Genomic DNA, 13,825 nt, shown 5'->3' with positions numbered 1-13,825 from the left:
TTTGAATGAATAGGCGCCCTTGTTGCGCCTATTTTTTTGTCGAAGAAAGGTTTTATTATGAAAAATCAACACAAATTTAACAAAATCGCGTTGGCGGTTGGCTTTAGTTTGTTAGGTAGTGTTCCAGCGGTAATGGCTGCAGATGAAGATGCAATGATGGAAGAAGTTGTTGCAACAGGCAGTCGATTACAAGGTTCGGCTGCTGCCGTTATTGAAGAGCGTAAAAGCCAAGCATTTGTTGCTGACATTTTAGGTGCAGAGCAGTTATCTCGTACTGGTGATAGCGACGCGGCTTCTGCATTACGTCGTGTGACGGGTTTAACTTTGGTTGACGGGAAGTTTATTTATGTACGTGGTTTAGGTGAGCGTTATTCTAGTGCTCGATTAAACGGTGCGCATATTCCAAGCCCTGACTTAACCCGAAACGTTATTCCGCTTGATATTATTCCTTCTAGTATTATTGAAAGTTTATCAGTACAAAAAGCGTTTTCTCCAAGTATGCCAGCGGCTTTTGGTGGCGGTAGTATCGACATCAGAACTAAAACAGTACCAAGTGAGTTTACTGCTGGATTAGAAATTGGAACTTCAATTGATTCTAGTGCAGACGAAGGTTACACCTATGATAGACCATCAGGTGGTGTTCCAGCAGAACTAGCTGAAGCTATTGTAAAATACAAAGGTGATTTTAGCTTGCGAAGCTTAATCCAAGGTAATAATTTACAAGCTAAAGGCGGCGTGTCTAAATCAGATCAAGCTATTGCATTGAATAACGAGCTATTAACGTCAATGCCTAGAAATTATGATATGGAACAAGAGTCGTTAGATCCGGCTTTAAAAGGTAAATTCCATATTGGTAATAGCTTCGAAGAAGACTTTTTTGGCGGTAATATAGGTGTTCTTGCATCGGTTTCTTATGATCGAGTCTGGGATGCGAGTAAACAGCGCACAGGTGTTATCGCAGCTGATGTTGATGCTGACTGTAGTGAGAGTCTAAGCACATCGGAAGATGCAACCAACTCTTGTTTCAATACAGTTAAAGATTCAACAGTAACAACTCAAACTGAGCGCTATAACGGCGTATTGAATTTGGGTTATGAAGTTGACAGCCATAAGATCTCTTGGGCTAATTTGTACCTAGCGGATAATGAAGACGAAACAGACGTTGTTATTGCGCAAAGTCCAGCTGGTAGTAACGTGTTTACTATTGCTAATGAAGATCGAGCGCGCCGTATTCACGAATTTAACTACGAAAAACGAACGCTAAAAATTAATCAATTAATTGGTCAGCATACGTTTTTGGATTTAAATGGCTTAGGTTTGGATTGGCAATACACGCGTTCTAAAGCTGAAACAGAAATCCCAACCAATGCAAAATTTGAATTCGAAGAAAATTATACTGATGGGGTGTATAAAAATACCGGTATCACGGGTGATGATAACCGTGCGACCTTTAATTACACTGATATGCAGGATAATGTTGACTCATATGGTTTCAACTTAACTTACCCAATGTATATTGGTGAATTTGAAGTTGAGTTCAAAGCTGGTACGGATGCTACGGATCGCGGTCGTATTTATACGACTTCAAGTTTTGTTATTAATAACGATACCAATATCCCATTACAGTTAAACGCTAACGAAGCCGATGTATTAAATGTTGCGAGTTATTTAACTGAAGATTTTGTAAATGGTAATGAGATATTAGTCGACTTTAACGAACCGACCTCTCCTGATGCGGATGACTATCTTGCGGCACAAAAAATTGTTGCAAGTTATGGTTCATTTGATGTTCTTTATAAAGGAGCATGGCGTATTAGTGGTGGTTTACGTTATGAACAGTTCCGTCAAACTTCGATTGGTACGTCGAGCTTAATTTTTACTGCTGATGATTTAGAAACATTTTATTCAGATCAAAAAATTCAAGACGGTAGCATCAATAGTGATGACCTATATCCAGCATTGTCATTTACTTACATTGGTGGCAACGACTATCAAGTGCGTTTAGGTTATGGTGAAACGGTTGTTCGCCCTGACTTACGTGAAGTTGTTCCTGTCTCTTACTATGACCCGTTAACTGATATTCGTACTTTTGGTCGTGTTGGATTACAAAGCAGTAATTTGAAAAACTTCGATTTAAGGTATGAGAACTATTCAGACAATGGTGATAATTTCACTATAGCTGCGTTCTATAAAGATATCCAAGCGCCTATTGAAACGGTTTTACGTGTTGGTGATGAAGATTATTCAGCGACATTTGTCAATGGCGAAGACGCTCAAGTATACGGCGTTGAAGTAGAATGGCTAAATGACTTAAGTGGACTGATTAGTGGTACTTTCTTCTCAGGTAATGTGACTTTAAGTGAATCTGAAGTTACGATTAACCCTGCATTCGCTGGAAACTTAACGAATCCGACTAAGCAAATGAGTGGTCACTCTGAATACGTAGCTAATATGCAATTGGGGTATGATTCAGATGATGGTAACCATACTGCGTCGTTGGTTTATAACGTGTTCGGTGAGCGTATTCTTGCGTCGGGTGTAGGTGGCCGTGAAGATGCGTTTGAACAACCATTCCATTCTTTAGACATGGTTTATAGTTATTACCCTGACTTTTCAACAACGGTTAAAGTAAAAGTTAAAAACTTACTTGATTCAGATGTTGAAGTTACACAATCAGATGTCGTTGTACGTCGTAAAGAAGTGGGTATTGGTTTCGGTGTCGACTTTAAATACGAGTTCTAATTGATATAGGCATCAGATTTATCAAAAGCCCCAGTGTTGCAAAATACTGGGGCTTTTTTGTATCTAAAATAGTTTAGGTTCTATAACGGATTATTTGAGTTTTACTGTCTATTTTAGATGTTACATTTCATTTAGGTTTCACTTTTATTAAGAAAAAATGACATTGTTTCAGTGTCATAAAACGGTCACAAGACTGCAATATCCTGCGCCTCGATTAAAGATTCTACTTAACCGAGGAAGCTGCAATGAAGCTTGCAAACCCTTTAAAAATAAGTCTTTTGAGCGCCTGTCTAATGGCCAGTGGCGTTCATGCAGATTCAACATTAGACCCTGTCGTAAAAGCAAGTAGTGAAATAAATAAGTCGGCTAAAAAGTCGCAACAGCGTATCGATTCTATTAGTGATGACACGGTCAGTCGTTTACAGCAGTTCCAAACAGTCAATAAGGAAATTGATGGCCTTAAGGTGTACAACGGTCAGCTTCAGGAACAGATTGATAATCAACTACAAGAAATGCGTGACCTAAACGCATCTATCGACCAAGTTAGCGTAGTTGAGCGTCAAATTATGCCACTGATGTTGCGCATGATTGACGGTTTAGAGCAGTTTGTAAAATTGGATGTGCCATTTTTACCAGAAGAGCGTAGCAAACGTATTGCTGATTTACGCAAAATGATGACTGCAGCGGATGTTAGCAGTTCTGAAAAGTTCCGTCGTGTATTAGAAGCTTATCAAGTTGAAGTGGATTACGGCCGTACTATTGAAGCTTATACCGGTTTATTAAACGTTGAAGGTCAGGAACGCGATGTCGACTTTTTACGTGTTGGACGTTTATCACTGATTTATCAAACACGTGATGGCAAGTTCAGCGGTACGTGGGACAACGAAAAGCAAGAATATGTTGCTTTGTCTGCTGAAAACCGTATTCAAATTACTAAAGGTATTCGAATTGCGCGTAAGCAATTAGCACCTGATCTACTTAACCTACCAATTGCTTCTGCCAAGTAGTGGAGAATATTCAATGTTAAAAAGTATTGCTAAATCTCTAGTTATTGCGAGTGCTTTTGCAGCTTCTCTACAAGTTAATGCAGAGCCAGTTAACCTAGACGAATTATTGAAAACCTTGGAACAAGGTAAAATGTTCCAATCTCAAGAAAACCAGCGTCGTGAAGCGGAATTTAAAGCGCAACGTGATCAACAGGTTCGTTTACTTAATGAAGCGCGTAATGAGCGTGACAACCAAATTAAGTTAAGTGAAAAGCTTGAAACACAATTTGAAGAAAACGAGTTTAAAACAGCTGATCTTCAAGAAGCGCTTGATAAGCGTATGGGGTCTTTAAAAGAGTTGTTTGGTGTATTGCAGCAAGTGGCTGGCGATGCAAAAAATAAATTCTCTACTTCACTAATTTCTGCCCAGTATGCAGGTCGTGATGTGGTAATGGACGAGCTAGCTCAAAAAATGGGTAAAAGCTCTAAGTTAGCTTCAATTGAAGAAATAGAGCAAGTTTGGTTTGCATTACAACGTGAAATGACCGAGTCAGGTAAAGTCGCTACGTTTAACGCCCCAGTTGTTTTACAAAGCGGTGACAAAGTTGAAAAAGAAGTTGTGCGTGTTGGTGCATTTAACTTAGTAGCGGATGGTAAGTACTTAGAATATGTGACTGAAACTGGCACGCTTGCTGAGTTATCGCGTCAACCTTCTGAGCGCTTTTTAGCAGGCGCAGCCAACATTCAAACCGGTAATGGTGAATTAGTACAATTTGCATTAGACCCAACAGGTGGCTCTATTTTAGGTCTTCTGGTTCAAGCGCCAGACTTAAAAGAGCGTGTTGAGCAGGGTGGTACTGTTGGTTATATCATTCTAGCTGTTGGTTTAGTCGGTTTATTAATTGCGTTGATTCGCTTTGTTGGCCTAGCTGTTGTCGGTGCAAAAATGCATAGCCAGCTTAAATCAGATGTTGCTAAAGACAACAACCCATTGGGTCGTGTGATGAAAGTGAAAGACGACAACCCTGATGCTGATGTAGAAGCGCTAGAGTTGAAATTAAGTGAAGCGATTTTACGTGAAGTGCCTAAGCTGTCTCGCTTCTTAACCTTTATCAAGATTATTTCAGTGGTTGCACCGTTAATGGGGCTACTAGGAACAGTGACCGGTATGATCAATACGTTCCAAGCCATTACGTTATTTGGTACTGGTGATCCTAAGTTGATGGCTGGCGGTATTTCGCAAGCGCTTGTTACTACTGTACTTGGCTTAGTTGTCGCCATTCCTACGGTACTGATTTATACGGTACTTAATACGCGTAGCAAAAACCTAATCTACATTTTGCAAGAGCAAAGTGCTGGCATTATCGCAGAGCGCTCAGAAAAAGGAGCATAGTCAATGCTAGCCTTTTGGGAAATGTTCGAAGCAGTTCGAGGGTTTATGGAAACAGGCGGTCAGGTATTAACCCTGATTGCCGGCCTAATCTTCATTATGTGGATTGTGATATTAGAGCGGATTGGCTTTGCCTTTAATGGTTATAAGCGTGTTGAAAAACAAATTGTATCGGCCTGGAATAAGCGAGATGACCATTCTTCATGGGAAGCTCACCAAATACGTGAAGCACAAGTTTCACGAGCGTCAATCAAGTTAAATCAGCACATTGCGTTTTTAGGTGCTTTGGTTGCTTTATGCCCATTGTTGGGATTGTTAGGAACCGTGACCGGCATGATTGAAGTGTTTGATGTGATGGCGATATCGGGTTCGGGAAGTGCTCGTTCTATGGCTTCGGGTGTTTCTAAAGCCACTATACCGACTATGGCCGGTATGGTAGGGGCGTTGTCAGGGATTTTTGCCCTCACTTGGTTGCAAAGAAATGCCAAGCGCCAAGTTGAATTGCTTGAAGATCACTTAGAAGTACACAGATAAATCGCCGAGCGAGTTTCGCGCCAGTTTAGATTTTATTAGCAAGGCTAATAAGTCCAATTTAGAGAGATATAAAATGCGTAAGTTAGCAACCAGCGTTATGCAAGACGAAGAAGAAGCAACAATTGATATGACTCCCATGTTGGATGTTGTCTTTATCATGCTTATTTTCTTCATTGTTACTGCTTCATTTGTTAAAGAAGCCGGTATTGATGTCAACCGTCCAGATGCTCCAACCGCGGTTAAAAAAGATCGTGCCAACATTTTGATTGCAATTAATGACAAAGGTGAAGTTTGGATTGATAAACGTCGTGTCGACGTGCGTGCAGTACAAGCCAATGTTGAGCGCCTAAAAGCGGAAAACCCACAAGGTTCCGTGGTTATTCAAGCAGACAAAAAAGCCAATGTTGATACCTTGGTTAAAGTGATGGATGCCTCGCGTGCAGCAGGCGCATATGACGTATCAATAGCAGCGGATAAATAACGTCATGAACAGCGTAATCAGATATTTATTAGCGATAGCTTTTGCAGCCGGCGTGACATTTGTCATTGTTTGGGGAATGCAATCTTTAATCGCTAGTGGTGAAGGTGCGTTTAGTGAGCCGCCTAAGGGCAGTGTTCTTGATTTTGTGCGAGTCAAAAAAGAGACTCAGGTTGAAAAGAAAAAAATCAAGCCTAAAAAGCCACCTAAACCACAGGAGCCGCCACCACCGATGGAGCAACCACAAATGGAAGCACCTAATCCTAACGCCGATGCAGTCGCGACTAATTTTAGTGCTGATGTGGCAGCGGATGTTGGTTTAGAAGGTGGCTTGTCATTAGATTCGGGAGATGGTGAATATTTACCTATTGTTAAAGTTGCGCCGGTTTACCCAAGGCGTGCTCAGCAACGTGGTATTGAAGGTTATGTCATTGTTGAATTTACAGTGAGTAAGCTAGGTACGGTTTCCGATCCGTTTGTTGTAGAAGCCGAGCCGCAAAATATATTTAACCAAGCTGCAATCAATGCAGCCCTTAAATTTAAGTACAAGCCAAGAGTGGTTAATGGTGAGCCTGTAGAAGTAGCCGGTGTTCAAAACCGCATTACTTTTGAAATGGCTCGATAGACAATTAGCGGCCTTTAATTAAGCCGCTAATTATTTTTTGTAACCAATCAAACCAATGTGGGTTTGATTAATGTATAAATTGGGAAATGACTATATGCGTAAGATATTAGTAGGCCTTGTCGCGGTATTGCCTCTGTTAGTCAATACATCGTTCACTCAATCAGTTGCTGCTGAAGCTGTTAAAGAAGCTAAAAAATCTAAACGTGTGCCTGCTTTACGAGCTAAGGTATATAGCCAATTGGCTAGAGCACAAAAGTTAGCTGATGAAGGTAAGCCTACTGAAGCTATCGAAGCATTAGATAATGTTAGTCGCAAAAAAGCATCAATGAATAGTTACGAAATAGCTATGATGAACAACTTTTATGCGTTTATTTATTACAACCAAGAAAATTTCAAAAAAGCTATCGATCACTTTAAACATGTAGTGGCAGAAGAAGCGATCCCTGATTCATTGCGCTTAAGTACCTTGTACAGCCTAGCGCAATTAGCCATGATGGAAGAAGATTATGATTTGGCCATTGATTATCTTAATCAATGGATGGCCAATGCTGGCGATAAGGTTAACGCGAAATCTTACGTATTGTTGTCGCAAGCGTATTATCAAAAGAAAGACTACCAAAACGCATTAAAGCCGTTGGAAAAAGCCATCGCTATGTTTAAAGCAGAAGGTATGAATGTTGAAGAGTCTTGGTTAGTATTGCAGCGTGCGATTTACTTTGAATTAAAACAGCCTGAAAAAGTTGTTGAAGTGTTAGTTGAAATGGTCAAGCTGTTTGATAAGCCTGAGTATTGGATCCAGCTATCGAATATGTACGGTGAGCTTGAAGAAGAAGCTAAACAAATGGCGATTATGGAAGTGGCTTACCAACGTGGTTTTGTAACTAAACGCTCTGATATATTAACTCTTGCTCAGTTGTATGTGTTTAATGAAGTGCCATATAAAGGCGCAGAATTACTGCAAAAAGCCATGCAAGCAGGCACAGTGGAAGAAAATGCTAAGAACTTAAAGTTTGTTGCTCAAAGTTTAGTGATGGCACGCGAAGAGAAAAAAGCGATCCCTGTTTTAGCAAAAGCCGCTAGCATGTCTGATGATGGTAATTTGGATGTAGAACTCGCACAAACCTTAATGAACTTACAACGTTACAAAGAGGCTATTCCTGCGGTTGAAAAAGGTTTGGCTAAAGGTGGCTTATCAAGAGAAGGTATCGCTTACGTGGTTTTAGGCATGTCACACTTTAATTTAAAAAATTATAGTGAGTCACTTATCGCGTTTGAGCAAGCCAATAAGTATAACGAGAGTAAGAGCATGGCCAAGCAATGGGTTGGTTATGTGCGTCGCGAGTCTGAAAATCAAATGGCGTTGGCCCGTGCTGGCTTTTCTCAATAAGTTTAGTCACTTATTTTGATAAGCTGGCAATAGGCTGTACAGGGCTAAAAACCTCGTTTAAAGGCTTCTTCGGAAGCCTTTTTTGATACATTTTATAATAAGCTGAACATTAACTTCACACACGTTAAAGCTTGTTTTTATTAGCAATCTAAGTAGAAAAGCGTGCGAGATTAAAGACCCGTTCCACTGATGGGCTAAATTAGTTGGGCTGAATTTGTAGAGCTGAATTTATTTCGGCTAACACAAGGTTTGTCGATGTAAAATTAACCCTACAATTTAGCCAACGGTTATAAATTCAATCGTTCAAAAACTTTTGAGTTAATGTAGTCGTGTTTCCATAAAGAAATGATCAGTTGAATCTTTTGTAGGTCGAAGCTGCTGCTTCGTCAAAGGCTTTAAATACGACGCAAGCGTCGAACCTACAAAAATAGCTAGCATTGTTTCAACTAATCAAAATTAAATTGAAAAGGTACTCGATCCAAATTCTATAGAATAGTGTAAGCTTGTTTTATTAGCTTAATTACCCCGTAGAGGCAGGATATGAAGTTAGGCTGTTATTGTTTGATGACCCTTGTGCTAATTCACTTTTCGCTTTCAGCACAGCAGCCATTACCCGCTTTTCAACCAAGTGAACAATTGTTTAGTCGAGTCGATTTTCCAGAATCAGGCTTTTCACCCATATTGGATTTAGATACGCAAAAAAGGCAAGTTAGTCGCCAATCTAAACGTTGGATTAATAAAAAGGCGTTAGATGGTTCCATTCGGTTACGGGTATTGAGTCGCCATGATATGAATTTTTCAGACTATCAAATGAAAACCAAACAGTTTTTGAATTACACCTGTGCGACAAGTGATTATCAAATAATTCATAAATCAAACAATAAATTAACTCTGTTTACCCAGTGTCACATGGCTTATGGTCAGCAAATCAATACGTTACACCATATAATTACAGGGAATGACACAGTATTTGCTTTTGAGCGAATTTTTAACCAAAGTGTCATACCAGCAATTTACAGTAAATGGCTCGATTACGTACAAGCGCTGGAAGTCTGTTCTAAATCGAGCTCGTATTGTCAGCAGTTTGACCCTTTGTAGTTAATTTCTAGTCAAAGCGATCAGGTTTTAGGGGCAGGTTTCTGGTTCCAGACGAAACCTAAGTACCTACATCCATGTAGGCAAAGCCGTCAAGCTTCGAGTCCCCATGAGCATATGCTCTATTATGTGATTGGGGTGAGTAAGCGCAGACAATGAACCATAAGACCTGAGTGAGAAGACTATCTTTATTGTCGAATCGTTATTCTTGATTCAAGAAGGAGTTTGGTGTGCCTGTTATTCAAATTAAAAGTTTACCAATAGCGGAAGAAATGGATATCTCTGATACCTGTTTGAAGATCAGCGAGGCGTTTGCGTTAAAGAGTAAGTTAAAAATTGAGCACGTTAGTGTGACTTGGCAATATTTACCATTAGGTGCTTACGCCGATTCTGGGTTAAAAGCCCATTACCAACCTGACGACAGCCATCCCATTATTGTTAGCTTTTTGACTCCAGACTTTCATCAAACCACCGAAATCAGCAAAATGTTGATTTATCTTGCGCAAATTATTAGTCAACATACTGCTATCCGTTTAGAGAATATATTCATTCAGCATGCGGCCGTTAAATCTGGCCATGTGTTTGACAAAGGTAGGGTGGTTAACTGGTAGTTTGTTACCTGTTAACCGATTCTAACGTTAGCTTTTTGCTTGAATTAACTCAATAGCATAACCGTCAGGGTCTTTAACAAAGGCAATTTCAGTGGTACCGCCTTTTACTGGCCCTGCCTCTCGTGTGATTATTCCACCTTTCGCCTTGATCTCATCACAGGCTTGATAAACGTCATCGACTTCAATGGCAAAGTGACCAAAGGCATTACCCAAATCATACTCTGTCACCCCCCAATTATAGGTTAACTCGATAACAGTGTTGTCAGATTCATCACCATAGCCGATAAAAGCTAAGGTGTATTTGTAAGCTTGGTTTTCACTGGTTCGTAATAGTTTCATGCCGAAGATTTGCGTATAAAAGTCAATTGATCGCTGTAAATCGCCGACACGGATCATGGTGTGTAATAATCGCATGTTTGTCTCCATTATTGTTATTTAGTGATGGCGCTGAGATTATAGCTTTTTCTCAAAGCCTGTTACTAGCTCACGATTAAGGTACGGTTAACTCACGGGAGGTGGGGCTTGTTAGTTAACACCATGCATACGTATGTTGAAAGATTTAATGACTTGTCTTTAGTAAGCTTTTAAGCCCGTTTGAGAGACATACTGTCAAGCGAATACACTTTATTAAGGATAATGATTAAATGCTTAAAACCTACCGCGTGACATATCTGTTCGTTGCTTTAACTATGCTTAGTCTACATGCAAGAGCGCAGACCGTAATTCTAAAGCCAACAGGCAGCGCGTCTGGATCTTACTCTGTCGATTTAATTGGCTCTTTTAATCAGTGGGAAATGACACCAAATTCAAAAATGCAGTGGAATGACTCAACTAAAACCTATCACTATTCTATTCCCAAAAGTCCAAAGCCCACTTTATTTAATGTGTATAAACAAGGTGATTGGCAAAACCCTTTGGCTACCGAGTATGGAAAGCCATACACCTGCGGCTATTTCGCTGATACCGAAAATGACTCCAGTTTAACACTGGATTTTCATGGTTGGACTAAAGATAAAGCTATTACAGCGCCAGACACGCTAGTGGGTAAACTCATTACGTTAAACGACTTTCCGATGAAAAGCCTTGAGCGTTCAGGTGATATTTATATTTACTTACCTAACAGTTATTTGCATCAGCCTAATCGAGCTTACCCTGTTGTTTATATGCTAGATGGTCAAAATTTATTTACGGAAGCGTTATCTTATAGTTACGAGTGGCAAGTGGATGAAACACTAACCGCCACCAAGTTGGATATTATTGTGGTTGGTATCGCCAATGGTGCTGAGCGATGGAAAGAATACAACCCTTGGGATAGCGTGAACTATATGGGGAAAAGTATTCAAGGCACAGGTAATAAAACCATCCAATTCATTCAACAAGAACTTAAGCCTTACATTGATAAAAATTATAGAACACGTACCGAGGCTGAAAATACTGCGCTTATCGGTAGTTCTTTAGGCGGTTTAATGGCCTTATATGCGGGAATAGAGCATAGCGATACGTTTGGCAAAGTCGCTGCGTTTTCTCCTTCATTTTCGTTCACAACCTTTGATGCTCAGACCTCGCTAGATCCGGCAAAGAGTAATTTGATTAGTGCCGCCAAACAAACTAAGCCCAATAAAGATAAGAATAAAATATATTTTGATGTTGGCGAAGTCGAATATGGATCGTTTGATTTGTTAGACACCTTGTACGATTCATTTGTTACAGCCGGTTACTCACCAGCACAACTAAAAATGGTTAAAGATACCAAGGGTAGGCACTGCGAACTCGATTGGGCTCAGCGTTTACCTGTTGCATTAAATTGGTTGTTTAAACCATAGAAATGACTTAAACCGGAATGATTCAAACCGGATAGACTAAAAACCCTAGCCACTTTGGCTTGAAGTGGCTTGTTTTCTTGGGGTGGAGGAGGGGAGAAAAAGAACTGCGCGCAGGCGCTACAACTATAAACAAGGTTGGAAAAATTATCCGTAGGTCGTCTTGAGCGCAGCGAAACACGACACGCCCATGTTGCCGGTTTAAACCTATTAAATAAACATTACGCTGCTCGATAATTGAAAACCATTGTATAGCGTTGGTTATAACGCAAAATGACGCTTGAGCAAGATGCTCTTAATAATCTAAAAGCTAAAGTTAAGCACCGTAAATTGGAGAAAGAAATCCTAAAAAAAGCAACGATCTTCTTTGTCAAAGAAACAAAGTAAAAAATACAAAACTGTTTAATTGAGTTGTCATAAAATGATTGGACAGTTTAATACGTTAAAATGCCTTCGCTTATCCATGCTCCTGATTTATTAATTTTATTTAAGTTATCTAACCATTTTTTCTTTCGTTTAATATGCTTTTTAGAATTATGAATGGATAATAAATGTTTTCGAATTTCATCTGCTAACAAATTAGAACCTTCGAATTTTGACATAACGATATATACTTCTGAAGCTTTGGCAACGTATTGAACTTTCACCTCATTGTGTGAATACCCAAGTTTATTTAACGTTGAGTAAGTGCCGTATGATTCGAAAAGAAGTAAATTAATTCGACTTTTCACTAACATTTTAATGGCATTTTCGTAGTCTAGTATGTGAACTAACCCCTTAACTCCTTTGTCTTTTAGCCACTTTTCTCTGATATCGCCACGAATCACCCCAATGGAGTCAATATTGTGAACTTGCTTAAAGGTACTAATATCTAGCTGTGAATCAGACCTAGAGTAAAAAATCCAACGCTTATTTATTACGTGTAATAACCAATGATATTTATCTTCTCTTTCCGGTGTGCGGGAAATACTAAACATGACAATGTGAGGCAGAGTGTTCAGTGTTTTTAAAGCTCTAGCTTCTGGCAGAAGTTCTATTTCAGTATCAATTTCCAACCTTCTTCGCAGTTGTTGCACAATTTCAACTACATACCCATCGATTTGGTCATCTATATCTAGATAGTTTGCAGGTGGTTCGTTGACGGTAACAAACCTTAGTTGGTCAAATGAGATTTCTTGTGCGACGGATTCGTGAATATACAAAGAACACAGTAAAATAAAGCGCCACATGAATGATTAGAAATAAAACACGAATATCATTAAGATAGTCCCGAGTTTTGTAATGGTCAATTAAGTTAGGCTGGTATGCGTTGGCATTCGGAAAAAGCAATCGCAGTTTGGAATACATTAGGAGCGACTCTTAATAGCTTTTCTCCGACGTTTTTACCCAAAGCAAATTTAGTGCGGTTAGAGACGCGGAAAATGTGCGTATCGACCGCAATCGTCGGCCAGCTGAAAAAGGCAGTGTCGCAGTAGATGATCTGTTAAAAATAAAATGACATTGAAACTTTAACTGCGGCTTAATGCAATCCTGAATTAAGGCTATCTCTGTACTAAATAGGTATTTGGTAGTATAAAGTAGGAATATATCTGGGTTTTATGTATTTTTCGGAGGCATATTATGGCGATGGTTAAAAAAAGCATTACTGTCACTGATCAGCAAGAGCAATGGATGCAAGCACAATTAGCATCTGGTAATTACGCTAGTGATAGCGAACTACTGCGTGACTTGATTAGGAAAGAGCAACAAAGGAATGCTGAAGTAGAGGCAATACGTCTTAAATTAATCGAGGCTGAACAAAGTGGATTCAGCTCTAGAACACCAGCAGAAATCATTAGTGATGTAATAAAAAGAAAGCAATCTAATGGCGAAATATAGGTTAAGCGAAGCAGCAGATAAAGATTTCGACCAATTATTTGAATACGGTATTGATAACTTTGGTTTATCGAACGCGAGGTCTTATGTTGAAGGCTTGGCATATCAATTTCACAATATTGCTGCTAATCCACTGCATTATCAGGCAGTAGATGATATTTGTGCTGGTTACAGACGTAGTGTATTTGGCAAACATGCTATTTATTACACTATAGGCGATGATAGTATTCACATCATGCGGATTTTGAGAGCAGAAGATCCAACTACTTCGTTCAATTGACT

The 13,825-nt window shown here is 39.6% G+C and carries 14 protein-coding genes and 1 pseudogene; 12 read left to right on the top strand and 3 right to left on the bottom strand.

Annotation, left to right across the window (positions count from 1 at the left end; genetic code table 11):
* The first annotated feature begins 57 nt into the window (after positions 1 to 57).
* The 9 genes from C2869_RS16445 (at position 58) to C2869_RS16405 (ending at position 9,848) form a co-directional block, all read left to right on the top strand.
* On the top strand, positions 58 to 2,742 hold the full coding sequence (locus C2869_RS16445; protein WP_108603980.1) for a TonB-dependent receptor plug domain-containing protein: 2,685 nt from the start codon (positions 58 to 60) through the stop codon (positions 2,740 to 2,742).
* Positions 2,743 to 2,987: 245 nt separating this feature from the next.
* Entirely contained in the window at positions 2,988 to 3,749 is a 762-nt protein-coding gene (locus C2869_RS16440; RefSeq protein ID WP_108603979.1) for a DUF3450 domain-containing protein, read from the top strand.
* 13 nt (positions 3,750 to 3,762) lie between these two features.
* On the top strand, positions 3,763 to 5,121 hold the full coding sequence (locus C2869_RS16435; RefSeq protein WP_108603978.1) for a MotA/TolQ/ExbB proton channel family protein: 1,359 nt from the start codon (positions 3,763 to 3,765) through the stop codon (positions 5,119 to 5,121).
* Between the two features lie 3 nt (positions 5,122 to 5,124).
* Entirely contained in the window at positions 5,125 to 5,652 is a 528-nt protein-coding gene (locus C2869_RS16430; protein WP_108603977.1) for a MotA/TolQ/ExbB proton channel family protein, read from the top strand.
* 73 nt (positions 5,653 to 5,725) lie between these two features.
* Entirely contained in the window at positions 5,726 to 6,133 is a 408-nt protein-coding gene (locus tag C2869_RS16425; RefSeq protein ID WP_108603976.1) for an ExbD/TolR family protein, read from the top strand.
* A 4-nt stretch (positions 6,134 to 6,137) separates the two neighbouring features.
* Positions 6,138 to 6,755, top strand: a complete 618-nt coding sequence (locus C2869_RS16420; RefSeq protein WP_108603975.1) for an energy transducer TonB — start codon at positions 6,138 to 6,140, stop codon at positions 6,753 to 6,755.
* A gap of 94 nt (positions 6,756 to 6,849) precedes the next feature.
* Positions 6,850 to 8,142, top strand: coding sequence for a tetratricopeptide repeat protein (locus C2869_RS16415; RefSeq protein ID WP_108605093.1), 1,293 nt, complete (start codon positions 6,850 to 6,852; stop codon positions 8,140 to 8,142).
* Positions 8,143 to 8,682: 540 nt separating this feature from the next.
* Entirely contained in the window at positions 8,683 to 9,240 is a 558-nt protein-coding gene (locus C2869_RS16410; RefSeq protein ID WP_108603974.1) for a hypothetical protein, read from the top strand.
* Positions 9,241 to 9,467: 227 nt separating this feature from the next.
* Complete coding sequence (locus tag C2869_RS16405; RefSeq protein WP_108603973.1) at positions 9,468 to 9,848, top strand: hypothetical protein; 381 nt, start codon at positions 9,468 to 9,470, stop codon at positions 9,846 to 9,848.
* 27 nt (positions 9,849 to 9,875) lie between these two features.
* Here the strand turns inward: C2869_RS16405 and gloA are convergent, their stop codons facing one another.
* Positions 9,876 to 10,262 (bottom strand): lactoylglutathione lyase, encoded by a 387-nt coding sequence (gene gloA / locus C2869_RS16400; protein WP_108605092.1) that lies wholly within the window; start codon positions 10,260 to 10,262, stop codon positions 9,876 to 9,878.
* 230 nt (positions 10,263 to 10,492) lie between these two features.
* Between gloA and C2869_RS16395 the strand changes: the two genes are divergently transcribed.
* Complete coding sequence (locus C2869_RS16395) at positions 10,493 to 11,671, top strand: alpha/beta hydrolase (RefSeq protein ID WP_108603972.1); 1,179 nt, start codon at positions 10,493 to 10,495, stop codon at positions 11,669 to 11,671.
* Positions 11,672 to 12,102: 431 nt separating this feature from the next.
* On the opposite strand, the gene C2869_RS16390 is transcribed toward C2869_RS16395, so the two are convergent.
* Positions 12,103 to 12,897 (bottom strand): substrate-binding periplasmic protein, encoded by a 795-nt coding sequence (locus tag C2869_RS16390; RefSeq protein ID WP_108603971.1) that lies wholly within the window; start codon positions 12,895 to 12,897, stop codon positions 12,103 to 12,105.
* A 98-nt stretch (positions 12,898 to 12,995) separates the two neighbouring features.
* Positions 12,996 to 13,124, bottom strand: a pseudogene (locus tag C2869_RS22880) (endonuclease III); the annotation flags it as partial.
* A gap of 164 nt (positions 13,125 to 13,288) precedes the next feature.
* On the opposite strand from C2869_RS22880, the gene C2869_RS16380 reads away from it, so the two are divergent.
* Positions 13,289 to 13,546, top strand: a complete 258-nt coding sequence (locus C2869_RS16380; RefSeq protein WP_108603970.1) for a type II toxin-antitoxin system ParD family antitoxin — start codon at positions 13,289 to 13,291, stop codon at positions 13,544 to 13,546.
* Positions 13,533 to 13,823, top strand: coding sequence for a type II toxin-antitoxin system RelE/ParE family toxin (locus C2869_RS16375; protein WP_108603969.1), 291 nt, complete (start codon positions 13,533 to 13,535; stop codon positions 13,821 to 13,823). The genes C2869_RS16380 and C2869_RS16375 overlap by 14 nt, the downstream gene beginning before the upstream one ends.
* Positions 13,824 to 13,825: the final 2 nt, after the last annotated feature.

The organism is Saccharobesus litoralis, assembly GCF_003063625.1.
Taxonomy (GTDB): Bacteria; Pseudomonadota; Gammaproteobacteria; order Enterobacterales; family Alteromonadaceae; genus Saccharobesus; species Saccharobesus litoralis.
This window is presented reverse-complemented; position numbering and strand designations above follow the sequence as displayed.